Below are 24,891 nucleotides of genomic sequence, written 5' to 3' on the forward strand. Positions count from 1 at the left end.
CAGCTCCTGGGGGGATGGTAAGGGCCTTTCCTTGGCTGGGGGGGGGGTGGGGTGGGGGGGGGGCCTTTCGACGTACCGAGACCCCACACCGGAATCCCGTCCATCTGAATAGCTTTTGTTCTCCTGAGGGAGTGTCCCACGGCATCGCTGCAGGTGTGGATGGCAGCCCGGATGAGGGGAGTTCGGCGAACTGCCTGCCGGGGAGGGGACGGGTGGGCCATCCTCGTGGCCATGACCTCCGAGCAGTCGCCGTCCGCAGGCGGGCCCCGCCCGTCCCGCGGCCTGGTCCTCACCGTCGCCGCCGTGCTGGTCGTCCTGCTCGCGGTGGTGGCCACCGCGGTGCTGTGGCCGGACGACAAGAAGCCGGCCGCCGCGCCGCCGCCGCCCACGCCGACTCCCACGGCCACCCAGACACCGACACCCACCCCTACGCCCACGCCGCAGCCGCCGTACGCGTTCTTCCCGGTCGGCGCCTGCTTCGACCACCCGCAGCTGAGCCCGGTGATCACCAAGCCCGAGGAACGCCCCTGCGCCGGCGACCACGACGGCGAGGTGATCGCCGACCTCAAGCTCGCGGACGGCATCACCGGCGACATTCCGCTCGCGCTCGCCATGCGGGACGGCTGCAAGGAGGCCGAAGCCGCCGCCAAGGCCCGGCAGGGCGACGGGAAAACCTACTACGGCCGCCAGTTCGGCCCGGCGACCGCCAACTACCAGCAGGGCTGGCGCGACTACACCTGCACCCTGACCGCGAGCAACAAGCAGGGCGGCCCCAAGCTCACCGGGCAGTTGCACCCGTAGCGGACTCGTTGCCGGAGGCCGTCGCCCTTCTGCTTTCGGAGCTGGTTCGCTTCTTCGGCCCGCCGGCCCGCCGGCCCGCCGGCCCGCCGGCCCGCCTCGCGCGGGCGAGGCGGGCGGGGTGGGTAGTTCTTTCGGTGGTGCCCCTCGGATGCATCCGAGGGGCACCATCAATATTTTTTGAGTCCAGTCGTAATTTTTAGGCCGGGCTCATTGGGTTCTGGCTATGGGTCTGCTCATCGGATTTGCGCTGGTCCTCCACGGGGGAGGGGCCAAGGCGGTCGCCTTCCTCGAGGTGGTTTGGCCCGTGCGCCCCGCTGATGGAGCGGGGTGCACGGGCTCTCGGATATGAGGCCTCCTGGCCGGTGCGAGCTAATTCGGTGGCGATTGTTTCTCTTCTCGGGGTGCCTCTCTCCTCGGTGCATCGAGGAGAGAGGCACCCCGATCTTCTGTAGATTTCTTGTTTTCGAGAGTTTTGCGCTTTCTTCTCTTTTGTGGGCGAGTGATCTGATTGTCTCTCATTTATTGAAATTGCTTTTTCTTGGATGTGAGGGGAGTGCTGCGTGCAGGGCGAACAGGGGGCCGGGGTCGGCCGAGGGCGGCGCTCCGGCGCGGGGAGCGCCGCCCCGCAGGGCAGCCGGGGCGGGCTGACACAATGGTGCTCATGTCCACCACACCCGCCGCCCCCGGCAGCACCGCCCTCGCACCCGAGATCGCCGCGCGGCTCAAGCGCTCCGAGGACGGGCTGGTCCCGGCCATCGCCCAGCAGTACGACACCGGCGAGGTGCTGATGCTCGGCTGGATGGACGACGAGGCGCTGCACCGCACCCTCACCACGGGCCGCTGCACCTACTGGAGCCGCAGCCGCCGCGAGTACTGGGTGAAGGGCGACACCTCGGGCCACGTCCAGGCGGTCAAGTCGGTGGCCCTGGACTGCGACGGCGACACCCTGCTGGTGAAGGTCGACCAGACCGGTGCGGCCTGCCACACCGGCGACCGCACCTGCTTCGACGCCGACGTGCTCCCGCTGTCCTGACCCCACCCCGTCCACAACTCCAGAAGGTGCCGCCCGTCATGGATCTCGAAGCCTTCCGCAAGCTCGCCGTCGACACCCGGGTCATCCCGGTCACCCGCAGGCTCCTCGCGGACGGCCTCACCCCGATCGGCCTCTACCGCAGCCTCGCCGAGGAACGCCCCGGCACCTTCCTGCTGGAGTCCGCCGAGCAGGGCCGCAGCTGGTCGCGCTACTCCTTCGTGGGGGTGCGCAGCGCCGCCGCGCTCACCGTCGGCCCGGACGGCGGGGCGCGCTGGCTCGGCAGCCCGCCGGTCGGCATCCCCACCGCCGGCGACCCGCTGGAGGTGCTGCGCGCGACCCTGCAGGCCCTGCACACCCCGCGCCGGCCGGACGACGGCCTGCCGCCGCTCACCGGCGGCCTGGTCGGCTACCTCGGCTACGACATCGTCCGCCGGCTGGAGAAGCTGCCCGACCTCAACCCGGACGACCTGGGCCTGCCCGAGCTGACCATGCTGCTCGCCACCGACCTCGCGGTGCTCGACCACGTCGACGGCACGGTGCTGCTGATCGCCAACGCCGTCAACCACAACGACCTGGCCAGCGGCGTGGACGAGGCCTGGGCGGACGCGGTGGCCCGGCTGGACGCGATGGAGGCCGAGCTGTTCAAGCCGGTCGACCCGGGCCTGGCCACCTTCACCCCGGCCGGCCCCGGCGAGGTGCACTCGCCGTTCGGCGGCGAGCCGTACCGGGCCGCGGTGGAGGAGATCAAGGAGCGGATCCGGGCCGGCGAGGCCTTCCAGGTGGTGCCCTCGCAGCGCTTCGAGGCACCCTGCCCGGCCTCCGCGCTGGACGTCTACCGCGTGCTGCGCACCACCAACCCCAGCCCGTACATGTACCTGTTCCGCTTCCCCGGCCCGGACGGCGGGACCGAGGGCGGCTTCGACGTGGTCGGCTCCAGCCCGGAGGCGCTGGTCAAGGTCAGCGACGGCGAGGCGATGCTGCACCCGATCGCCGGCACCCGGCACCGCGGCGCCACCCCGCACGAGGACGCGGAGCTGGCCGCCGAGCTGCTCGCCGACCCCAAGGAGCGGGCCGAGCACCTGATGCTGGTGGACCTGGGCCGCAACGACCTCGGCCGGGTCTGCGAGCCGGGCAGCGTCGAGGTGGTCGACTTCATGCACATCGAGCGCTACAGCCACGTGATGCACATCGTCTCGACGGTGACCGGCAAGGTCGCCCCGGGGCGCACCGCCTTCGACGTGCTGACCGCCTGCTTCCCGGCCGGCACCCTCTCCGGCGCGCCCAAGCCCCGGGCGATGCGGATCATCGAGGAGCTGGAGCCCACCCGCCGCGGCCTGTACGGCGGCTGCGTCGGCTACCTGGACTTCGCCGGGGACTCGGACACCGCGATCGCGATCCGCACCGCCGTGCTGCGCGGCGGCACCGCGTACGTGCAGGCCGGCGCGGGCGTGGTCGCCGACTCCGACCCGTACGGCGAGGACACCGAGTGCCGGAACAAGGCGGCCGCCGTGCTGCGCGCCGTCGCCACCGCCAATACGCTGCGGAGGCCGGAACTGTCCTGAGGTGCGAGGAGGCGGCCGGGATGCCCGAGGTGCCGTACGACGAGCTGCGCTGGGCGGTCGTGCTCGGCGCCGCCGGACAGCTCGGCGAGCAGCCGGCGGGCCACGGCCGGGTGCTCTCCGGGGTGGCGGTCGACTTCCCGGGGGCACCCGGCGCTCCCGCTCCCGCACCCGCACCCGCTCCGGGGTCGGGTTCCGCTCCCGCTCCCGGGTCGGGTTCCGTACCCGAACCCGGCACGGTGCTCGCCCCGGACCTGGCCGTGCTCGCCCGGGACGCGGTGCGGGGCGGTCGTGGCCGGTTCGCCGCGGCCGGGGTCGAGGCGGTGCTGGAAGTGGCCCGGCCCGGCCTGGCGGAGGCGGCGAGGGCGTACGCGAGCAGCGGGGTGCCGCTGTACGTGGTGGTCGATCCGGTGGCGGCGGTCTGCACCGTGCACACCGCGCCGTCCCCCGAGGGCGTGTACCGGGAGGCGGAGCGGGTGCCGTTCGGCAACGACCTGTTCCTGCCGCTCGGCGGCCGGACGGTGGTGCTGCGGACGGACGACTTCCCCACGCCGTCCGCGACGCCGTGACCAACCCCGGTCCCACCCCGGTCCCGCCCCGTGACCCGCTCCGTTCCCCACCCCGGGTACGGACCGGGGCGTCGGCCGGGGGATAGTGGACGGGTGACTGAGCAGACCCCCGCCCCCGCCAAGCCCGGCCGCCGCACCCTCGGCGTGATGCTGCTGCTGACCGTGCTGAGCGCCGTGCTGGTGCTGACCGCGGTCGGGCGGACCTGGGCCGAGGGCCGGGCCGGCACCCTGGACGTGTCCGTCAGCGGCGGAAAGATCTCCGAACTGCCCGGCGGGCTGGCCCTGGTGGGCCTCGCCGCGGCCGTCGCGGTGTTCGCGGTGCGCGGCGCCGGACGGCTGGCGGTCGGCGCGCTGACGCTGCTGGCCGGGCTGGGCGTGGCCGCCGCCTCGGTGGCCGGTGCGGGCGACACCGCCGCGCTGGACATCGAGGCCGCCCGCAAGCTGGCCCTGACCGGCTCGGCGGCCACCGAGGTCTCGCACACCGCCTGGCCCTGGGTCGCGCTGGTGGGCGGGCTGCTGCTCGTCCTGGCCGGACTGCTCACCCTGCGCTACGGCCGGGGCTGGCCCGCGATGGGCAGCCGCTACGAGGCGCCGACCCGCAAGGCCCCGGCGAAGACCGACACGCCGGGGGACCTGTGGAAGGCCCTGGACCGGGGCGAGGACCCGACCGCGGTGTGAGCTGCGCGCATGTGACGCGATAGACCCGCCACCCGCTTTGGGCCACCGGTGTGTGGCCCGGCACAATGGAACCCGTCAACCCGCCGGCGGCCCCGCAGGCCCGGCCGGGCCCCGAGAGCCAAGGAGCACCACTCAGATGGCAGCAGCAGCACACGGCCACACCCCCGCCGCCTGGACCGGCGTCGTCATCTCCTTCGTCGGCTTCGGCATTGCGGGCGTCGCGATGATCCTGCCGTCGGTGCTGCTCGTCTGGGTCGGCCTGGCGGTCGTCCTGGCCGGCGGCGTGGTCGGCAAGGCCATGTCCATCGCGGGCATGGGCCAGCAGGCCAGCACCAACGTCTACAAGTCGGCCGAGGAGCAGGTCGCGGCCCGCGAGGCCCGCGCCGCCGTCGCCGCCTGACGACGGGTTCGTCGCACCACACGTTTGTCGTACATCGGAACGGCGGGCGCGCCACGCCCGCCGTTTCGTCGTGTCCGGGCCCGACCCGGGCAGAATCGGGGCGTGACCTCCGCCCCCACCGCTTCCGCCCCGCCGCCCGTGCTGCGCCGGCTGAGCCCGCCGCTGACCGCGCTGGCGGCGGTGGCCGTCCCCACCGCCTACGTCGCCGTGGTGGACCCGAACACCCCCGGGCACTACCCCGACTGCCCGTTCCTGACCGCCACCGGCTGGTGGTGCCCCGGCTGCGGGGGGCTGCGCTGCGTCCACGCGCTGACCCACGGGGACCTCACCGGCGCCCTGCACGACAACGCCGTCGCCGTCCTGCTGTTCGGGGTTCTGGCGGTGCTCTGGCTGCGCTGGGGCTGGGCCGCGCTGACCGGCGGGCCGCCGCCCAGGACCACCGTCGGGGCCCGGCGATGGGTGCTGATCGCGCTGCTGGTGCTGGTGTTCACCGTGGTGCGGAACTCGCCGGTCGGCGCCGGGCTGGCACCGCCGCTGGTGTGATCGAGCCCGTCGGGCCGTTCTGCCGGGCCGGGCCGTGAACCGCCCGTTCCGGGCCGTGAACCGCCGTTCCCGGCCGTCAACCGCCGTCAACCGCCGTTCCCGGCCATCGGCCCCCGCTTCCCGGCCACCGGTCGGTTCCGGCCGGAAGAGCGTCCTGAACCGGTGCGAAGTCCGTCCGAAAACCGGTGTGGGGCCGGTGAAGCCGCAGCTGGGGACCGCCGTTGCGGGTGTCCGGTCCGCAAGACGTGGTTCGAACCGATGCGCCCCCCGCCCCCGGGTGCCGATACCATCGAAGTGCCGGTGGGCCGTCGCCCGCCGACTCGCGCCGACCAACTGGCAGAAAAGATGGGGGCTCCTGAGTGAGTGTGCTCGACTCGATCATCGAAGGGGTCCGCGAGGACCTCGCCGAGCGACAGGCCCGGGTCTCCCTGGACGAGCTCAAGGAGCTCGCCGCCAGGGCACCGGAGGCCAAGGACGGCGTCGCCGCCCTCAGGGGCGACGGGGTCCGGGTGATCTGCGAGGTGAAGCGCTCCAGCCCGTCCAAGGGCGCCCTGGCCTCGATCGCCGATCCGGCCGCCCTGGCGGTCGACTACGCGGCCGGCGGTGCCGCCGCGATCAGCGTGCTGACCGAGCAGCGCCGCTTCGGCGGGTCGCTGGCCGACCTGGACGCCGTCCGCGCCGCGGTGGAGACCCCGCTGCTGCGCAAGGACTTCATCGTCACCGCCTACCAGCTGTGGGAGGCCCGTGCGCACGGCGCCGACCTCGCGCTGCTGATCGTCGCGGCCCTCGACCAGCCGGCCCTGGTGTCGCTGATCGAGCGCGCCGAGTCGATCGGCCTCACCCCGCTGGTCGAGGTGCACGACGAGGAGGAGATCAAGCGCGCGGTGGACGCCGGCGCCCGGATCATCGGCGTCAACGCCCGCAACCTCAAGACGCTCGAAGTGGACCGCAACACCTTCGAGAACGTCGCCCACGCCATCCCGGACGGTATCGTCAAGATCGCCGAGTCCGGCGTGCGCGGCCCGCTGGACGTGATCAACTACGCCAACCTCGGCGCCGACGCGGTACTCGTCGGCGAAACCCTGGTGACCGGCAAGGACCCGCGTGCCGCGGTCGCCGACCTGGTCGCCGCCGGGGCCCACCCCGCCGTCCGGCACAAGGACTGACACCCATCCCATGAAGATCGCCGCCCGACTCGCCCCCGGTTGCCGCCCGCGCGGCTGCCGCGCACCCGCACGCCGGGTGCTGGGGCGTCGGGTGCGGTACGTCATCGGGTGCGAGCCCGGGCAGGTGCCGGGGCGGCGATGGCGCGTGACGTCCGGCTGAATCCGGTCCGGCCGACCTCCGGCCGGGAAGACGTCATCGTCGTCCATCTCCGTTCAAGGGAAACCACCATGTCCGAAAAGGACTACCTGCCCGGCGCCCAGGTGCCGGACGCGCGCGGCTACTTCGGCGCGTACGGCGGCCGCTTCATCCCCGAGGCGCTGGTCGCCGCGGTCGAGCAGGTCGCCGAGGAGTACGAGAAGGCCAAGGCCGACCCGGCCTTCGCCGCCGAGCTCGACGCGCTGCTCAAGGACTACACCGGGCGCCCGAGCCCGCTGACCGACGTGCACCGCTTCTCCGCCGAGGCGGGCGGCGCGCGCGTCCTGCTCAAGCGCGAGGACCTCAACCACACCGGCTCGCACAAGATCAACAATGTGCTGGGCCAGGCGCTGCTCACCAGGCGGATGGGCAAGACCCGGATCATCGCCGAGACCGGCGCCGGCCAGCACGGCGTGGCCACCGCGACCGCCTGCGCCCTGTTCGGCTTCGACTGCACCATCTACATGGGCGAGGTCGACACCGAGCGCCAGGCGCTCAACGTCGCCCGGATGCGGATGCTCGGCGCCGAGGTGGTGGCCGTCAAGTCCGGCAGCCGCACGCTCAAGGACGCCATCAACGAGGCGTTCCGGGACTGGGTCGCCAACGTCGACTCCACCCACTACCTGTTCGGCACCGTCGCCGGGCCGCACCCGTTCCCGATGATGGTCCGGGACTTCCACCGGATCATCGGCGTCGAGGCGCGGCAGCAGGTGCTCGACCGGACCGGCCGGCTGCCGGACGCGGTCGTGGCCTGCGTCGGCGGCGGCTCCAACGCGATGGGGATCTTCCACGAGTTCATCCCGGACGCCGGGGTGCGCCTGATCGGCTGCGAGGCGGCGGGCGAGGGCGCCGAGACGCCCCGGCACGCGGCCACCCTCACCAAGGGCGACCCGGGGGTGCTGCACGGCTCCCGTACGTACGTCCTCCAGGACGAGGACGGGCAGACCGTCGAGTCGCACTCGATCTCGGCGGGGCTGGACTACCCGGGGGTCGGGCCGGAGCACGCCTGGCTGAAGGACACCGGGCGGGCGGAGTACCGGCCGGTCACGGACGACGCCGCGATGCAGGCGCTGCGGCTGCTGTCCCGCACCGAGGGGATCATCCCGGCCATCGAGAGCGCCCACGCGCTCGCCGGGGCGCTGGAGCTGGGGCGCGAGCTCGGGCCGGAGGCGACCATCCTGGTCTCGCTGTCGGGGCGCGGCGACAAGGACATGCACACCGCGGCCGAGTACTTCGGCCTGTACGACGAGCAGGCCGGCGGCGCGGGCGACGGCGCCGCCGAGGGGGGTAAGTGATCATGACTTCCAAGCTGAGCGCCGGCAAGCTGAGCGGTGTCCTGGCGGCGGCCAGGGCCGAGGACCGGGCCGCGCTGATCGGGTACCTGCCGGCCGGGTTCCCGACCGTGGACGGCGGCATCCGGGCGGTCAACGCGCTCATCGAGGGCGGCTGCGACGTGGTCGAGGTCGGGCTGCCGCACTCCGACCCGGTGCTGGACGGCGCGGTCATCCAGACCGCCGACGACATCGCGCTGCGGGGCGGCGTGCGGATCAAGGACGTGCTGCGGACCGTCCAGGAGGTCGCCTCGGCGCACCCCGAGGCCGCGGTGCTCGTGATGACGTACTGGAACCCGGTCGACCGCTACGGCGTGGCGCGGTTCGCGGCGGACCTGGCGGCCGCCGGCGGCGCCGGGTGCATCCTGCCGGACCTGCCGGTGGAGGAGTCCGAGGAGTGGCGCAAGGCGGCGGACGAGCACGGGCTGGACACCGTGTTCGTGGTCGCCCCCAGCAGCAAGGACGCGCGGCTGGCGGAGGTCACGGCGGCCGGGAGCGGGTTCGTGTACGCGGCCGCGGTGATGGGCGTGACCGGGACGCGGTCGGCCGTCGGGTCGATGGCCGAGGACCTGGTCGCCCGGACCCGGGCGACGACGGACCTGCCGGTCTGCGTCGGGCTCGGGGTGTCGGACGCGGTGCAGGCGGCCGAGGTCGCCCGGTTCGCGGACGGCGTGATCGTCGGGTCGGCGTTCGTGAAGCGGATCCTGGCCGCGGGCGAGGACGAGGCGGCGGCGCTGGACGCGGTGCGGGCCCTCGCCGGAGAGCTGCGGCAGGGCGTCCGCAGGAGCTGACGCGGTAGGAACATCCGGCCGACGGCCCTCCACTCCTCGGGGAGTGGGGGCCGTCGGTTTTTCGCGGGGCGTGGGCACGGGCGCGCGGCTCCACCCCGCGCTCCGACCGGGCTGCGGACCCGAACGGGTGAACAAGGGGTGGGGACACGCATCAGCCGGGGTTGACGGACGTTGAGTGGAGGGAGGAGTGCACGAACGGTTGCGGTGACGAGCGGAAAGGGGTGAGCCGGTGCGGGGTCTCCAGCGGGCCGTTCTGCTGCGGGCGGCGGCAGCCGTGCTGGCGCTCGGCGCCGCGGTCGGGGTGCACGTGGAAGTGGGGCACGCGCTGGCCAGGCGCGGGGCCGAGCGCGCGGAGCGGGAGGCGGTGGCGTGCGCGGAGGCGGCCCGGCATCCCGATCTGTTCGAAGCGGGGTGGCCGGCGGGGTGCCGCTGACGCGCAGGTGTTCGGTCCATTCGGACAGAACGTCACCCATCCGGCTTCATTCCTGAATGCGGAGGAACCCCCCTTCATTCCTTGCGGTTCATCAGGGAGTGAACGAGTTTCCCGAGGGGGGTTCCCTGATGACCGCGCAGCCCGGTGGCTCCGCGCCCACGCCGCGGGCGCCGAGACCGGTGCCGGCCTGGAGCGAGTGGCTCGGCACGGTCGTGCGGCTCGGCCTCGCGGTGGTCTGGGGATGGGCCGGGCTGGCGAAGGTCTCCGACCCGGCGGAGGCCGCCCAGGCCGTCCGGGCCTACGAGATCCTGCCCGAGGGCCTGGTCAAGCCGATCGGCTACGGCCTGCCGTTCCTGGAGCTGGCCCTGGCCGTGCTGCTGGTGGTGGGCCTCGGCGTCCGGCTGGTGGCCGGGGTCTCCGCGGTGCTGCTGCTGGTCTTCATCGCCGGGATCGCCTCCGCCTGGGCGCGCGGCATCTCGATCGACTGCGGCTGCTTCGGCGGCGGCGGGCACGTCGACGAGTCCCGGACCGAGTACCTCCAGGAGATCCTGCGCGACACCGGGTTCCTGCTGCTGGCCGGGTGGCTGCTGTGGCGGCCCCGCACCCGGCTGTCGGTGGACGCCTGGCTGGCGAACTGACCCCCCGCACCCCCGCACCGGCGAGCTGACCCCCACACCCCTGCACCCGACGAAGGCCCCCGACCGTGGATGTCAAGGCAATGAGCGAGAAGAACCGAGAAGGCAAGCGCACCGCCCGCGAGCGGATGCTGGAACAGCGGGCGGCCGAGGAGGTCTCCTCCCGGCGCAAGAAGAAGCTGATCGTGGGCGGTTCCGTGCTCGCGGTGATCGCCGCCGCGGTGATCGTCGGCGTCGTGGTGCAGAACCAGCGCTCCAAGCCGGAGACGCCGACCGCCGTCCCGGCCGGGACGATCGGCGACAAGAACCTGGTCATCCCGGTCGGCGCGGGCAACGCGCCCTCCGTCCTCACGGTCTACGAGGACCCGCGCTGCCCCGCCTGCGGCACCTTCGAGCGCGAGTTCTCGTCCACCATCGACCAGCTGGAGGACGCCGGGAAGATCTACACGAACTACCACATCGTGTCGTTCATCGACCGGGCCGTGGGGGGCAAGGGCTCCAAGACCGCCGCCAACGTCCTGGGCTGCGCCCAGGACGCCGGGCACTTCCGGGACTTCCACGACGTGCTGTACCGCAACCAGCCGGACGAGACCAACGACGCCTTCGGCGACAAGGCCGTGCTGCTCAGCCTGGCCAAGCAGGTCAACGGCCTGGACACGCCCGAGTTCCAGTCCTGCGTCAACGACAACAAGTTCGGCGGGTGGGTGTCCGCGGTGCAGCAGGACTTCGACAAGTCCAGCTTCAAGTCCACCCCGACGGTGCTGCTCAACGGCCAGCCGATCTACCCGAAGAACGGCAGCGAGGAGATCACCCCGGCCAACCTGGTGGCCTCGGTGGACGCCGCGAACCAGGGCAAGCAGCCGGGTACGGCGGGTTCGCACGGGCAGACCCCGGCGCCGACCAGCACCGCTTCGGAGGCCAACAACCCGTCGCCGGCGGCCGGCTGAGCCCGCTCCGCCGCGCCGCTCCCTCCCCGTCCGGAGGGGGCGGCGCCGCCCGTTGTTCGGTTTCTGTGACCACAAGGGGCCCCGAACGGGCCGTCGGACCCTGTAGCGTCGGAACTGCCATGGATATCGCCTACATTCCCAGCCCGTCGCGGGGCGTCCTGTACCTGGGACCGATCCCGCTGCGCGCCTACGCCTTCTGCATCATCCTCGGTGTCGTCGTTGCCGTCTGGCTCGGCAGCAAGCGCTGGGTCGCCCGGGGCGGTGCCAAGCACACCGTCGGCGACATCGCCGTGTGGGCCGTGCCGTTCGGCCTGGTCGGCGGCCGCCTCTACCACGTGATCACCGACGGTGGCCGGCTGTACTTCGCCGAGGGGAAGAACCCCTGGGACGCCCTCAAGATCTGGGAGGGCGGCCTCGGCATCTGGGGCGCCGTCGCGCTGGGCGCGGTCGGCGCCTGGATCGGTGCCCGCCGCCGGGGCGTGCCGCTGCCCGCGTACGCCGACGCCATCGCACCGGGCATCGCGCTCGCGCAGGCGCTGGGCCGCTGGGGCAACTACTTCAACCAGGAGCTGTACGGCCGGTCGACCACCCTGCCGTGGGGCCTGGAGATCGACAAGACGCTGGCCAACGGCGAGGTCGTGAAGGGCGTCTACCACCCGACCTTCCTGTACGAGTCGCTGTGGTGCGTCGGCGTCGCGGTGCTGGTGATCTGGGCGGACCGCCGGTTCACGCTGGGCCACGGCCGGGCGTTCGCGCTGTACGTGGCCGCGTACACGGTGGGCCGGTTCTGGACCGAGTGGCTGCGGATCGACGAGGCGCACGTCTACTTCGGCCTGCGGCTGAACGACTGGGTGTCCATCGGGGTGTTCGTCGCCGCGGTGGCGTACTTCGTGATCGTGGGCAGGACGCGGCCCGGGCGGGAGGACCCGGCGAGCATCGATCCGGCCGCGCACCTGGAGGCGGAGGACGCCGGGTCCGGCGAGAAGAGCGGCACGAGCGAGAAGAGCGGGAAGAAGGCCGAGGAGAAGGCCGACGGGAAGGCCCCGGAGAAGGCCGACGGGAAGCCGGTGCTGCGCGAGCCGGCCGGGCCCGTGGCCGGCGGGGCGGCCGCCGAGACGGTCGGCGAGGACGTCAAGAACCCCATCTGACCTGGGGCTTCCCCCGGCCGAGGCCACCCTTCGCGAGGTTTGCGAAGGGTGGCCTCAGTGGTGTTCGGACAGCCTTACTTTGCTGGAAATGCCCAGGTCAGGCGGGCTACGTTCAGGGCTGACGAACCACGACGGAGGGGAACGACGATGAGCACGATCACCATGGAGGCCGACGCCGGACACCAGCCCCGGATACCCGCGGCCGACCACCACCGGGACGTCAACGGTGGCTGGCTGCGGCCGGCCGTGTTCGGCGCGGTGGACGGGCTGGTGTCCAACTTCGCGCTGATGACCGGCGTGGTCGGCGGCGCGGCGTCCAACGGGACGGTGATCCTGACCGGGCTGGCGGGCCTGGCGGCCGGCGCCTGCTCGATGGCGGCGGGGGAGTACACCTCGGTGGCCTCGCAGCGGGAGCTGGTGCAGGCCGAGATCGAGGTCGAGCGGCTGGAGCTGAGCCGCAATCCGCACGGGGAGCTGGCCGAGCTGGCCCAGCTGTACGTGTCGCGCGGGGTGGACCCGGAGCTGGCGCACGAGGTGGCCCGGCAGCTGTCCGCCGACCCGGAGCTGGCCCTGGAGGTGCACGCCCGCGAGGAGCTGGGCGTCGACCCGACCGACCTGCCCTCGCCGCTGGTGGCGGCCGGCTCGTCGTTCCTGTGCTTCGCGCTCGGCGCGCTGCTGCCGCTGCTGCCGTACCTGCTGGGGGCGACCGCGCTGCTGCCCGCGATGCTGCTGGCCGGGGCCGGGCTGTTCCTGTGCGGCGCGGTGGTGGCCCGGGTGACGGCGCGCAGCTGGTGGTTCAGCGGGCTGCGGCAGCTGGTGCTGGGCGGTGCGGCGGCCGGGGTGACCTACCTGCTCGGGTGGCTGATCGGCGGCCATGTGGGCTGACCGGAGTCGTGCATGACTATGCTGAGCAGTGCGTGACGTTTCACACATGGGCGCCCCGGCGACGCCTGGCACTGTCTCACCATTCGGGCCCCCGAGCCGCGGATTCGCATCCGCGGACGGGCTCCCGGGATGGAATCGCAGGCGCCCATGATCGGCTTCTGTGGCGATCCGGTTTCGCCCCTGTTTCGGGCGGTGGACGGTTGGGCACAATCGTCAGGACGTGCACTGTGGCGCGTCCTCCCCCACACCCCCTGACCTGCGTGTCGTCCCGCCATGTGGACGGGATATTCCGCTTCTCGGGATCATGGGCATCATGTAACTTGCACGACACCGCACCATCGCATCAGGGCCAACGTCGTCCCTACTTGCACCAACTTGCCGAAAGACGACGACGGGAGAGCCGATGCTGTCTGCATCCATGCACTCCGCCAACGAGCCCCAGGCCGGCGCCGCCCGCCAGCCGTACGCGCTCGTGCCGGATGCGCGACCTGCTGCTCAGGGCCTGTACGACCCGCGGAACGAGCACGACGCCTGTGGCGTCGGTTTCGTCGCCACGCTGAACGGCATCGCCGACCACACCATCGTCGAGCAGGCGCTGAACGTCCTGCGCAACCTGGAGCACCGCGGCGCCACCGGCGCCGACCCCGACTCCGGCGACGGCGCGGGCATCCTGACCCAGATCCCCGACGCCTTCCTGCGCGGGAAGGTCTCCTTCGAGCTCCCGGCGGCCGGCTCCTACGCCGTCGGCATCGCCTTCCTGCCGGAGGACGACGAGAAGGACGCCGCGGCCGTCGCCCGGATCGAGGGCATCGCCGCCGAGGAGGGCCTGACCGTCCTCGGCTGGCGCGACGTCCCGGTCACCCCCGACCTGCTCGGCGCCGCCGCCCGCAGCGCGATGCCGCGCTTCCGGCAGGTCTTCCTGGCAGGCGCCGACCGGGCCGGCATCGAGCTGGACCGGATCGCCTTCGTGGTCCGCAAGCGCGCCGAGCGCGAGGCCGGGGTGTACTTCCCGTCGCTGTCCGCGCGCACCATCGTCTACAAGGGCATGCTGACCACCGGCCAGCTGGAGCCCTTCTTCCCCGACCTGTCGGACCGCAGCTACGCGTCCGCGATCGGCCTGGTGCACTCGCGGTTCTCCACCAACACCTTCCCGAGCTGGCCGCTCGCCCACCCGTACCGCTTCGTCGCCCACAACGGCGAGATCAACACGGTCAAGGGCAACCGCAACTGGATGCACGCCCGGGAATCGCAGCTCGCCACCGACCTCATCCCCGCCAACAGCAACGGGCAGGGCCTGGAGCGGATCTTCCCGATCTGCACCCCGGACCACTCCGACTCGGCCTCCTTCGACGAGGTCCTGGAGCTGCTCCACCTCGGCGGCCGCTCGCTGCCGCACTCGGTGCTGATGATGATCCCGGAGGCGTGGGAGAACCACGCCACCATGAGCCCCGCCCGCCGCGCCTTCTACCAGTACCACTCCAACCTGATGGAGCCCTGGGACGGCCCGGCCTGCGTCACCTTCACCGACGGCAACCAGATCGGCGCCGTGCTCGACCGCAACGGCCTGCGCCCGGCCCGGTACTGGATCACCGAGGACGGCCTGGTCGTCCTCTCCTCCGAGGTCGGCGTGCTCGACATCGACCAGGAGAAGGTCACCAGGAAGGGCCGCCTCCAGCCCGGCCGGATGTTCCTGGTGGACACCGCAGAGGGCCGGATCGTCCCGGACGAGGAGGTCAAGTCCGCCCTCGCCGCCGAGCACCCCTACGAGGAGTGGGTCGACGGCGGGCAGATCCAGCTCGCCAAGCTGCCCGAGCGCGAGCACATCGCCCACACCCACGCCTCCGTCACCCGCCGCCAGCAGACCTTCGGCTACACCGAGGAGGAGCTGCGGGTCGTCCTCGCGCCGATGGCCCGCACCGGCGCCGAGGCGCTCGGCTCGATGGGCACCGACTCGCCGATCGCCGCACTGAGCGAGAAGCCCCGGCTGCTGTTCGACTACTTCGTGCAGCTCTTCGCGCAGGTCACCAACCCGCCGCTGGACGCCATCCGCGAGGAGCTCGTCACCTCGCTGCTGTCCAACCTCGGCCCCGAGGGCAACCTGCTGGCCGCCGAGGCCGCCGCCTGCCGCTCGGTCGGCATCACCTTCCCGGTGATCGACAACGACGAGCTGGCCAAGCTCGTCCACATCAACGCCGACGGCGACCAGCCCGGCCTCAAGGCCGTCACGCTCTCCGGCCTCTACAAGGTCGCCACCGGCGGCCAGGGCCTGGCCTCCCGGCTCGCCGAGATCGCCGCCGAGGCCGACGCGGCGATCGCCGACGGCGCCCGGATCATCGTGCTCTCCGACCGGCACTCCGACGCCGAGCACGCGCCGATCCCCTCGCTGCTGCTCACCTCGGCCGTCCACCACCACCTGATCCGCACCAAGCAGCGCACCCGGGTGTCGCTGCTGGTCGAGGCGGGCGACGTCCGCGAGGTGCACCACGTCGCGCTGCTGATCGGCTACGGCGCCGGGGCGGTCAACCCGTACCTGGCGATGGAGTCGGTCGAGGACCTGGTCGCCCAGGGCGTGTTCATCGCGGGCGTCGAGCCCGAGAAGGCCATCCGGAACCTGATCAAGGCGCTCGGCAAGGGCGTGCTCAAGGTCATGTCCAAGATGGGCATCTCGACCGTGGCCTCCTACCGCGGCGCCCAGGTCTTCGAGGCCATCGGCCTCTCCCACGACCTGGTCGACGGCTACTTCGCCGGCACCACCACCAAGCTCGGCGGCATCGGCCTGGAGGAGATCGCCCGCGAGACGGCCGCCCGGCACGCCAAGGCGTACCCGGCCTCCGGCATCCCGGCCGCGCACCGCGCCCTGGAGATCGGCGGCGAGTACCAGTGGCGCCGCGAGGGCGAGCCGCACCTGTTCGACCCGGACACCGTCTTCCGGCTCCAGCACGCCACCCGCAACCGCCGCTACGACATCTTCAAGCAGTACACGGACCGGGTGAACGAGCAGTCCGAGCGGCTGATGACGCTGCGCGGCCTGTTCCAGCTGGACGGCCTCGGCCGGGAGCCGATCCCGGTCGAGGAGGTCGAGCCGGTCTCCGAGATCGTCAAGCGCTTCTCCACCGGCGCCATGTCGTACGGCTCGATCTCGCGCGAGGCGCACGAGACCCTGGCCATCGCGATGAACCGCCTCGGCGGCAAGTCCAACACCGGCGAGGGCGGCGAGGACCCGGACCGGCTGTACGACCCGGAGCGCCGCTCGGCGATCAAGCAGGTCGCCTCCGGCCGGTTCGGCGTCACCTCCGAGTACCTGGTCAACGCCGACGACATCCAGATCAAGATGGCCCAGGGCGCCAAGCCCGGCGAGGGCGGCCAGCTGCCCGGCCACAAGGTGTACCCCTGGGTCGCCAGGACCCGGCACTCCACCCCGGGCGTCGGCCTGATCTCGCCGCCGCCGCACCACGACATCTACTCGATCGAGGACCTGGCACAGCTGATCCACGACCTCAAGAACGCCAACCCGGCGGCCCGCATCCACGTGAAGCTGGTCTCCGAGGTCGGCGTCGGGACGGTCGCCGCGGGCGTGTCCAAGGCCCACGCGGACGTCGTGCTGGTGTCCGGGCACGACGGCGGGACGGGCGCCTCGCCGCTCACCTCGCTGAAGCACGCCGGCGGGCCCTGGGAGCTCGGACTCGCCGAGACCCAGCAGACGCTGCTGCTCAACGGGCTGCGCGAGCGCATCGTCGTCCAGACCGACGGCCAGCTGAAGACCGGCCGCGACGTGGTGATCGCCGCGCTGCTCGGCGCCGAGGAGTTCGGCTTCGCGACCGCCCCGCTGGTGGTCTCCGGCTGCATCATGATGCGCGTCTGCCACCTGGACACCTGCCCGGTCGGCGTCGCCACCCAGAACCCGGTGCTGCGCGAGCGGTTCTCCGGCAAGCCCGAATTCGTGGTCAACTTCTTCGAGTTCATCGCCGAGGAGGTCCGGGAGATCCTGGCCTCGCTGGGCCTGCGCTCGATCGAGGAGGCCGTCGGCCACGCCGAGCACATCGACGCCCGGGCCGCGATCGACCACTGGAAGGCCGCCGGGCTGGACCTCGCCCCGCTGTTCCACGTGCCCGCGCTGCCCGAAGGGGCCGCCCGGCACCGCACCACCACCCAGGACCACGCGCTCGACAAGGCCCTGGACAACCAGCTGATCACGCTCGCCGAGGACGCGCTGGAGCGCGGCGACGCCGTCCGCATCCAGCTGCCGATCCGCAACGTCAACCGCACCGTCGGCACCATGCTCGGCCACGAGGTGACCAAGCGGTACCGCGGCGAGGGCCTGCCGGAGGGGACCATCGACGTCACCTTCACCGGCTCCGCCGGGCAGTCCTTCGGCGCGTTCCTGCCGCGCGGCGTGACCCTGCGCCTGGAGGGCGACGCCAACGACTACGTCGGCAAGGGCCTCTCGGGCGGCGTCGTCGTCGTCCGCCCGGCCCGCGAGGCGGCGGCCATCGGCAACGACGCCCAGAACCACGTCATCGCCGGCAACACCATCGGCTACGGCGCCACCTCGGGCCGCGTCCACCTGCGCGGCAAGGCCGGCGAGCGCTTCGCCGTCCGCAACTCCGGGGCCACCCTGGTGGTCGAGGGCGTGGGCGACCACGGCCTGGAGTACATGACCGGCGGCCGGGTCGTCGTCCTCGGCGAGACCGGACGCAACCTCGCGGCGGGCATGTCCGGCGGCATCGCGTACGTCCTGGACCTGCGCCCCGCCAACGTCAACGACGGCATGGTGGGCATCGAGGCCCCCACCGCCGCCGACCGCGACTGGCTGCGCGACACCGTGCAGCAGCACTACGAGGAGACCGGCTCCACCGTCGCCGCCGAACTCCTGGCGGACTGGGGCAGCGGGGTCTCCCGCTTCTCCAAGATCATGCCGACCGACTACAAGGCAGTGCTCGCCGCCAAGGACGCCGCTGAGCGCGATGGCCTCTCCGAGGCCGAGACCACCGCGAAGATGATGGAGGCGGCTAATGGCTGACCCCAAGGGCTTCCTGACCACGCCCAAGCAGCTGGCCGAGCGCCGCCCGGTCGACGTCCGCCTCAAGGACTGGAACGAGGTCTACGTCGAGCGCAGCCTCCTGCCGATCATCACCAAGCAGGCCGGCCGCTGCATGGACTGCGGCATCCCGTTCTGCCACAACGGCTGCCCGCTCGGGAACCTCATCCCCGAGTGGAACGACCTGGCCTACCGGGACGACTTCGTCGGCGCGATCGAGCGGCTGCACGCCACCAACAACTTCCCGGAGTTCACCGGCCGGCTCTGCCCGGCTCCGTGCGAGTCCGCGTGCGTCCTCGGCATCAACCAGGACGCGGTGACCATCAAGAACGTCGAGGTCACCATCATCGACAAGGCCTGGGACCGGGGCGGGGTCACCCCGCAGGTGCCCGAGCGGCTCTCCGGCAAGACCGTCGCCGTGGTGGGCTCCGGCCCGGCCGGCCTCGCCGCCGCCCAGCAGCTCACCCGGGCCGGGCACACCGTCGTGGTGTACGAGCGGGCCGACCGGATCGGCGGACTGCTGCGCTACGGCATCCCCGAGTTCAAGATGGAGAAGCGCCACATCAACCGCCGCATCGAGCAGATGCGGGCGGAGGGCACCCGGTTCCGCACCGGCGTGCACGTCGGCGAGGACATCACCGGCCAGCAGCTGCGCGAGCGCTTCGACGCCGTGGTCGTCGCGGCCGGCGCCACCACCGCCCGCGACCTGCCGGTGCCCGGGCGCGAGCTCAAGGGCATCCACCAGGCCATGGAGTACCTGCCGCTGGCCAACAAGGTGCAGGAGGGCGACTTCGTCGAGTCCCCGATCAGCGCCAAGGGCAAGCACGTGGTCGTGATCGGCGGCGGCGACACCGGCGCGGACTGCGTCGGCACCGCCCACCGGCAGGGGGCGGCCTCCGTCACCCAGCTGGAGATCATGCCGCGGCCCGGCGAGGAGCGGCCCGGGCACCAGCCGTGGCCGACCATGCCGATGACCTACAAGGTCACCTCCGCGCACGAGGAGGGCGGCGAGCGGATCTACTCCGTCAACACCACCCGCTTCACCGGCGACGAGGACGGCAACGTCCAGGAACTGCACCTCGTCGAGGTGGAGTTCAAGGACGGCCGGTTCGAGCCGGTGCCCGGCACCGAGCGGGCCGTCCCGGCACAGCTGGTCACCCTGGCCATGGGCTTCACCGGGACGGACGTGCGGAACGGGCTGGTCGAGCAGCTGGGAGCGGACCTCGACGCGCGCGGTAACATTGCCCGCGATGGCCGGTTCGCCACCAATGTCGATGGCGTGTACGTCTGCGGAGACGCCGGCCGTGGCCAGTCGCTGATCGTCTGGGCCATCGCGGAAGGCCGTTCGGCCGCCGCCGCGGTGGACAGGTACCTGGGCGGCAAGACCCCGCTTCCCGCCCCGATCCGGCCCACGGACCGCCCCCTGGTGGTCTGACGGACGGACGGTCCGACCGGCCTCCACCGAACGCCCGGCGCCGCATCGCCGGGAGCTCAACCCGCTGCCCCCGCCAGCGTCGCCGGGCCAACGCGGTCTCCTGGCGCCTGCCCTCTTCCCCGACCAGTTGGAGGGCGGGCGCCGTCGCGTTCCCCGACGGCCGTCCGGCGCCGGGAGCAGCAGCTCGGGGCCCGGAACTCCGGGCCGGGGACGACCCGGACACCGCCCGGGCTGCGGCGACTCCCGGACAAACGTCCGGAGCCGTGATCCGTCCGGCGGGATCCCGCACAGTGGGCTGTTGTTCGTCGGTGCCAAGTGGCAGACTGCGGCCGACGGCCGGGGGGCTGGGCGAGTGCGGAGGACGACTTCGATGGGCACGACTCAGGCAGGCGGGGGCGCCACCGTACGGCGTCTGCTGCTCGGCACCCAGCTGCGCAAGCTCCGCGAGGCCAGAGGCGTCAGTCGGGAGGAGGCCGGGTACTCGATCCGCGCCTCCGAGTCCAAGATCAGCCGGATGGAGCTCGGCCGGGTCGGCTTCAAGGAACGCGACGTGGCCGACCTGCTGACCCTGTACGGGGTCGAGGCCGATCAGGAGCGGGCCACCGTCCTCGGACTGCTGCGCGACGCCAACGTCAGCTCCTGGTGGCACGAGTACGGGGACGTGCTGCCCGGCTGGTTCCAGAACTACCTGGGGCTGGAGGAGGCCGCGGCCGAGATCCGCAGCTACGAGGTCCAGTTCGTCCACGGGCTGCTCCAGACCGCCGACTACGCCCGGGCCGTGGTCACCGCCGGCGGCCACGTCCACGGACCGGAGGAGATCGAGCGCCGGGTCGACGTACGGCTCAAGCGGCAGGCGGTGCTGACCGCCGAGCGGGCGCCGCAGCTGGTCGCCGTACTGGACGAGGCCGCGCTGCGCCGGCCCTGGGGCGGGCCGGAGCTGATGCGCGGCCAGCTGGACCGGCTGCTGGAGCTCGGCGAGCTGCCCAACGTCCGGCTCCAGGTGCTGCCGCTGGGCAACGCCGGGCTGAGCGCGGAGAGCGGCGCCTTCACCGTCCTGGGCTTCGCCGAGGCCGAGTTGGCCGACGTGGTGTACCTGGAGCAGTTCACCACCGCGCTCTACCTCGACAAGCCGGCGGAGGTGGCCGAGTACCGGCACGCGATGGACGACCTGGTCGCGGACAGCCTGAGCCCGGAACCGACCCGGAACCTGCTGTACGCGATGCGCCAGGAGTTGTAATACGTCAGTACGATGACTTCCCATCAGGTCGGTGCATGAGAGGGAACAGATGTCGTACTTCTCCGAGTTGGCGCTGCAGTACATCGACGGCGAGTGGTGCAGCGGCAGCGGCTCCTGGGACATCGTCGACGTCGACCCCTACACCGGCGACAAGCTCGCCACCATCACCGTCGCCACCGGCGCCGAGGTCGACCGGGCCTACCGCGCCGCCGAACGCGCCCAGAAGGCATGGGCCGCCGCCAACCCGTACCAGCGGCGGCTGGTCTTCGAGCGCGCGCTGCGGCTGCTGGAGGAGCGCGAGCCGGAGATCGTCCCGGCGATCATGGCGGAACTCGGCGGCACCGCGCTGAAGGCGGGCTTCGAGCTGTCGCTCGTCAAGGACGTGCTGCGGGAGTGCCTGCACCTGTCGGTGGCCTCCGAGGGCCGGCTGCTGGCCTCGCCCGCCCCGGGCCGGGAGAACCGGCTCTACCGGCTGCCGGTCGGCGTCGTCGGCGTGATCAGCCCCTTCAACTTCCCGCTGTTCCTGGCGCTCAAGGCCGTCGCCCCGGCCCTCGCGCTCGGCAACGGCGTCGTCCTCAAGCCGCACCAGGAGACCCCGGTCGTCGGCGGCGGACTGATCGCCAAGCTCTTCGAGGACGCGGGGCTGCCGCCCGGCCTGCTGAACGTGGTGATCACCGACATCGCCGAGATCGGCGACAGCTTCCTGGAGCACCCGGTGCCCAAGGTGATCTCCTTCACCGGCTCCGACAGGATCGGCCGGCACGTCGCCACCGTCGCCGCCGCGCACTTCAAGCGGACGGTCCTGGAGCTCGGCGGCAACAGCGCGCTGATCGTGCTCGACGACGCCGACGTGGACCACGCCGTGGACGCCGCGGTGTTCAGCCGCTTCGTCCACCAGGGACAGGTCTGCATGGCCGCCAACCGGGTGCTGGTGGACCGCCGCGTCGAGGCCGAGTTCACCGAGAAGTTCGTCGCCAAGGTCGCCTCGCTCACCGTCGGCGACCCGAGGGACCCGGCCACCCACATCGGCCCGCTGATCAACCCCGTCCAGGCCGGCGCCCTCGACGCCCAGGTCGACCAGGCGCTCGCGGCCGGCGCCACCGCGCTGCTGCGCGGCACCACGGTCGGCAGCCTGATGGCGCCGACCGTGCTCACCGGCCTCGCCGAGGACGCGCCGATCCTGCGGAACGAACTCTTCGGCCCGGTCGTGCTGCTGGTGCCCTTCGACGGCGAGGACGAGGCCGTGCGGCTCGCCAACAACACGCCGTTCGGACTCAGCGGCGCGGTGCACACCGCGAACGTCGAGCGCGGCGTGAAGCTCGCCCAGCGGATCGAGACCGGCATGATCCACGTCAACGGCGGCACCATCGCCGACGAGCCGGGCGTGCCCTTCGGCGGCGAGAAGAACTCCGGCGTCGGCCGCCTCAACGGCGAGTCCACGGTGGACGCCTTCACCACGCTGAAGTGGATCTCCGTCCAGCACGAGCGCGCGGTCTTCCCGTTCTGACCGGGGGTTCCCGAAGACACGGCGGGCCTCCCGGCGGCAGCAGCCGGGAGGCCCGTGGCCTCAGGCGGGGTAGCGGAGCAGGGTGTCGGTGGCGAGTTCGAAGCCGAAAGGGGCCGGCAGCGGCACACGGTCACCGAACTTGCCGTTCCACCGCTGGTGGTAGCCGCTGCCTGAGGGCTCGGAGTAGAGCGTCAGGTCGCCCTCGCGCGGATCGATCACCAGGTACAGCGGGATGGCCATCAGCGGGTAGTCGCGGACCTTGCCGACCAGGTCGTTCTCCGGGTTCGACGGGGAGACGATCTCCACGGCGATGGCCGCCTGCTCGGCGGGGACCTGGTTGCCGGCCTCCTCCAGTGCCGAGAGGGGGATGTAGGTCAGGTCGGGGTTGCGCAGCTTGCCGACGTTCGGGGAGGCGAGGTCGGTGTTCTCGCTCGGCATCAGGTCGGCGGGTTCGTGGGCCTCGAATTGCCTGCGGATGAGCAGCAGGTTGCGCTGGTGGATCACCGAGGGGCCGGCCATCACGATGATCTCGTCGCCGGAGATCTCGATCTTCCACCCGTTGGGAGGCGTCAGACTCTGCGCGTAGGCCAGCAGCCGGGCGTGGCGGTCTGGGATCCGGGACTCGCTCATGGCGCCATTCTTCCACCGGGCAGGCCGAAAGGCCGTCGCCGGCGGGGCGACGGCCTCTCGGCGGGGGCGTCGGTCAGAAGACCGGCTGGCCGGCGCGGACGAGGCGCCAGGAGTCGGTGAAGAACTCGGCGGGGTCGATGGTGCCCTTGGCCTTCACCCAGGCGATCATGGTGTTGCGGATCTCGTCGGAGTTCGACCAGACCATCTTGGCCTTGGCGACGTGCGGGAAGTTGCCGCCGCCGTTGGCCCGGTAGTTGTTGACGGCGAGGACGAACTCGGCGGCCGGGTCGATCGGCTTGCCCTGGAAGGACAGGTTGACGATCCGCGAGCCCTTCGGCTGGGCGATGTCGATGTCGTAGCTCAGGCCGTAGACCGAGTCGTAGTTGTAGTCCGGGGTGGCCTCGGCGCCGGTCAGGGCCTCCTTGTCGACCGGGGCGCCCGGGGCGAGCTGGTTGTAGTACTTGACCGAGTACTCCAGGTAGTCCTTGAGCTGGGCGCCCGTCAGGACGCGGGCCTCCAGGGTGTTCTCGTAGATGTAGAGGCCCGCGGCGTCGCGCAGCTTGACCTGGCCGGACGGGATCAGCGCGGTGCGGTTGAACGGGGCGGCCTGGGCCAGCACCGGGAGCTTGGCGTACTGCCCGCCCGCCAGCGCGGCCTTGACGGCGTCGGCCTGGACCCTGCCGATCAGGTCGATGATCGGGGTGGCCTTGAAGCGGGCGTCGGCGATCGACAGCTCGATCTTGCTGGTGCCGATGTTCTGGTTGACGTACGCGACGACCTTCTTGTGCTGCCCGGCGATCGCGTCGGTGATCTCCGGGTTCTCCGGCACGGTGTTGGAGTTCAGCAGTCGCGCGGAGACCGAGGAGACCTTCCAGGCGCCGGCCGCGAACTCGACCTCGAAGTCGAAGCAGGTCAGCCGCTGGCCGTAGCAGAGCGGCTCGGAGAGCACGACCGTCCGGCCGGTCTTCTTGTTGACGACCAGGCGCTGCGCGATCTCCTTGTGGGCGTGGCCCACCAGCACCGCGTCGATGTCGGGGACGGTCTCCGCCAGGGCCACCGAGGCGTTCTCGGCCCAGGGCAGCTGGTCGCCCCAGGTGGTCGCCTCGTCGCAGCCGGAGTGCGAGGAGACCACGATGACGTCCGCGCCGGCCGCCTTCATCTTCGGCACCCAGGCGGCGGCGGTCTCGACGATGCCCGGGAAGACCATCTTGCCGCTGACGTTGGCCTTGTCCCAGATCGCGATGCCCGGGTTGGTGAGGCCGAGGATGCCGACCTTCACCGGGCGGCCGCCGCCCAGCCGCAGCTCCTTGATCACGTACGGCTTGAAGGCCGGCTTCTCGTTCTTCGCGTTCAGCGCGTTGGCGCCGAGCAGCGGGAACTCCAGCTGGTCCTGGTAGGCCTTCAGGAGCGGGATGCCGTAGTTGAACTCGTGGTTGCCGAGCGCGGCGGCGTCGTACTCCATGAGGTTCATGGCGACGGCCATCGGGTGGTCCGGCACGGTGTCGGCCTCGGTGTCGATCGACTCGATCCGGGCGTAGTAGTAGGACAGCTGGGTGCCCTGGATGGTGTCGCCCGAGTCGATCAGCAGGCAGCGGTTCCAGCCCTTCTCCTCGCGCACCTGGTTGGCCAGCGTGGAGATCTTGGCGAGGCCGACCGCGTTGTGGGCCTTGTCGCTGTACTCGGCGTCGGTGAAGTAGTCCCAGTTGAGCACCCGGCCGTGCAGATCGGTGGTGCCCATGACGGTGAAGGCCTGCTTGTTCGGCTGGCGCTGCTGGCCCTTGGCGGCCGCCGTGTCCGGCTGGGCGGCCGCGGCGGAGGGGGCGGCGGCCAGGGTGGCGCCACCGGCCAGGGCGGCGCCGGCGGCGGTGGCGGCGGACCGGGTGACGAAGTCACGGCGGTTCAGGGGCATGGACGACTCTCCCGAGTGGG

Annotated in this window: 22 protein-coding genes; 20 read left to right on the plus strand and 2 right to left on the minus strand. The window is 72.0% G+C overall.

Going from position 1 to position 24,891, the window contains the following annotated elements:
• The first annotated feature begins 231 nt into the window (after positions 1 to 231).
• The 20 genes from ACFVGO_RS17660 (at position 232) to ACFVGO_RS17755 (ending at position 22,332) form a co-directional block, all read left to right on the plus strand.
• A complete protein-coding gene (locus ACFVGO_RS17660) occupies positions 232 to 801 on the plus strand; it encodes a hypothetical protein (RefSeq protein WP_359910215.1) in 570 nt (189 codons plus the stop codon).
• Positions 802 to 1,462: 661 nt separating this feature from the next.
• Positions 1,463 to 1,834 carry a phosphoribosyl-AMP cyclohydrolase gene (gene hisI, locus ACFVGO_RS17665; RefSeq protein ID WP_359910212.1) on the plus strand — a complete coding sequence of 124 codons (372 nt, stop codon included), beginning with the start codon at positions 1,463 to 1,465 and terminating at the stop codon, positions 1,832 to 1,834.
• Between the two features lie 38 nt (positions 1,835 to 1,872).
• Positions 1,873 to 3,396, plus strand: a complete 1,524-nt coding sequence (locus ACFVGO_RS17670; RefSeq protein ID WP_359910209.1) for an anthranilate synthase component I — start codon at positions 1,873 to 1,875, stop codon at positions 3,394 to 3,396.
• 20 nt (positions 3,397 to 3,416) lie between these two features.
• Positions 3,417 to 3,962: a Uma2 family endonuclease gene (locus ACFVGO_RS17675; protein ID WP_359910206.1), complete on the plus strand. Its 546-nt coding sequence runs from the start codon at positions 3,417 to 3,419 to the stop codon at positions 3,960 to 3,962.
• Between the two features lie 93 nt (positions 3,963 to 4,055).
• A complete protein-coding gene (locus tag ACFVGO_RS17680; RefSeq protein ID WP_380632638.1) occupies positions 4,056 to 4,640 on the plus strand; it encodes a TIGR02234 family membrane protein in 585 nt (194 codons plus the stop codon).
• Positions 4,641 to 4,776: 136 nt separating this feature from the next.
• Complete coding sequence (locus ACFVGO_RS17685) at positions 4,777 to 5,040, plus strand: HGxxPAAW family protein (RefSeq protein ID WP_359910200.1); 264 nt, start codon at positions 4,777 to 4,779, stop codon at positions 5,038 to 5,040.
• Positions 5,041 to 5,142: 102 nt separating this feature from the next.
• The gene (locus ACFVGO_RS17690) at positions 5,143 to 5,583 is read left to right on the plus strand and encodes a DUF2752 domain-containing protein (RefSeq protein WP_359910197.1); all 441 of its coding nucleotides are present in this window, start codon (positions 5,143 to 5,145) and stop codon (positions 5,581 to 5,583) included.
• A 359-nt stretch (positions 5,584 to 5,942) separates the two neighbouring features.
• Positions 5,943 to 6,749 (plus strand): indole-3-glycerol phosphate synthase TrpC, encoded by an 807-nt coding sequence (gene trpC / locus ACFVGO_RS17695; protein ID WP_359910194.1) that lies wholly within the window; start codon positions 5,943 to 5,945, stop codon positions 6,747 to 6,749.
• A 10-nt stretch (positions 6,750 to 6,759) separates the two neighbouring features.
• Positions 6,760 to 6,909, plus strand: coding sequence for a tryptophan biosynthesis modulator TrpM (gene trpM, locus ACFVGO_RS17700; protein ID WP_188296911.1), 150 nt, complete (start codon positions 6,760 to 6,762; stop codon positions 6,907 to 6,909).
• Positions 6,910 to 6,977: 68 nt separating this feature from the next.
• Positions 6,978 to 8,240, plus strand: coding sequence for a tryptophan synthase subunit beta (gene trpB / locus ACFVGO_RS17705; protein ID WP_380546877.1), 1,263 nt, complete (start codon positions 6,978 to 6,980; stop codon positions 8,238 to 8,240).
• A gap of 2 nt (positions 8,241 to 8,242) precedes the next feature.
• A complete protein-coding gene (trpA, locus tag ACFVGO_RS17710; RefSeq protein WP_359910188.1) occupies positions 8,243 to 9,067 on the plus strand; it encodes a tryptophan synthase subunit alpha in 825 nt (274 codons plus the stop codon).
• A 229-nt stretch (positions 9,068 to 9,296) separates the two neighbouring features.
• Positions 9,297 to 9,500, plus strand: coding sequence for a hypothetical protein (locus tag ACFVGO_RS17715; protein ID WP_359910185.1), 204 nt, complete (start codon positions 9,297 to 9,299; stop codon positions 9,498 to 9,500).
• A gap of 128 nt (positions 9,501 to 9,628) precedes the next feature.
• Complete coding sequence (locus ACFVGO_RS17720) at positions 9,629 to 10,138, plus strand: MauE/DoxX family redox-associated membrane protein (protein WP_359910182.1); 510 nt, start codon at positions 9,629 to 9,631, stop codon at positions 10,136 to 10,138.
• A gap of 80 nt (positions 10,139 to 10,218) precedes the next feature.
• Positions 10,219 to 11,082 (plus strand): DsbA family protein, encoded by an 864-nt coding sequence (locus tag ACFVGO_RS17725; protein ID WP_380632644.1) that lies wholly within the window; start codon positions 10,219 to 10,221, stop codon positions 11,080 to 11,082.
• A gap of 119 nt (positions 11,083 to 11,201) precedes the next feature.
• On the plus strand, positions 11,202 to 12,230 hold the full coding sequence (gene lgt, locus ACFVGO_RS17730) for a prolipoprotein diacylglyceryl transferase (RefSeq protein ID WP_359910176.1): 1,029 nt from the start codon (positions 11,202 to 11,204) through the stop codon (positions 12,228 to 12,230).
• Between the two features lie 162 nt (positions 12,231 to 12,392).
• Entirely contained in the window at positions 12,393 to 13,115 is a 723-nt protein-coding gene (locus tag ACFVGO_RS17735; protein ID WP_359910245.1) for a VIT1/CCC1 transporter family protein, read from the plus strand.
• A gap of 418 nt (positions 13,116 to 13,533) precedes the next feature.
• Complete coding sequence (gltB, locus tag ACFVGO_RS17740; RefSeq protein ID WP_380632671.1) at positions 13,534 to 18,135, plus strand: glutamate synthase large subunit; 4,602 nt, start codon at positions 13,534 to 13,536, stop codon at positions 18,133 to 18,135.
• Positions 18,128 to 19,588 (plus strand): glutamate synthase subunit beta, encoded by a 1,461-nt coding sequence (locus ACFVGO_RS17745; RefSeq protein ID WP_359910173.1) that lies wholly within the window; start codon positions 18,128 to 18,130, stop codon positions 19,586 to 19,588. Before gltB ends, ACFVGO_RS17745 begins: the two co-directional genes overlap by 8 nt.
• A gap of 370 nt (positions 19,589 to 19,958) precedes the next feature.
• A complete protein-coding gene (locus tag ACFVGO_RS17750) occupies positions 19,959 to 20,825 on the plus strand; it encodes a helix-turn-helix transcriptional regulator (protein ID WP_359910170.1) in 867 nt (288 codons plus the stop codon).
• Positions 20,826 to 20,874: 49 nt separating this feature from the next.
• Positions 20,875 to 22,332, plus strand: coding sequence for an aldehyde dehydrogenase family protein (locus tag ACFVGO_RS17755; RefSeq protein ID WP_380632674.1), 1,458 nt, complete (start codon positions 20,875 to 20,877; stop codon positions 22,330 to 22,332).
• A 60-nt stretch (positions 22,333 to 22,392) separates the two neighbouring features.
• Here ACFVGO_RS17755 and ACFVGO_RS17760 read toward each other — a convergent pair whose 3' ends face one another.
• Positions 22,393 to 22,962, minus strand: a complete 570-nt coding sequence (locus ACFVGO_RS17760) for a Uma2 family endonuclease (protein ID WP_380354819.1) — start codon at positions 22,960 to 22,962, stop codon at positions 22,393 to 22,395.
• A gap of 73 nt (positions 22,963 to 23,035) precedes the next feature.
• Positions 23,036 to 24,871 carry a 5'-nucleotidase C-terminal domain-containing protein gene (locus ACFVGO_RS17765; RefSeq protein ID WP_359910164.1) on the minus strand — a complete coding sequence of 612 codons (1,836 nt, stop codon included), beginning with the start codon at positions 24,869 to 24,871 and terminating at the stop codon, positions 23,036 to 23,038.
• Positions 24,872 to 24,891: the final 20 nt, after the last annotated feature.

Source organism: Kitasatospora sp. NPDC057738 (assembly GCF_042798815.1).
Lineage (GTDB): Bacteria > Actinomycetota > Actinomycetes > Streptomycetales > Streptomycetaceae > Kitasatospora > Kitasatospora lactacystinica.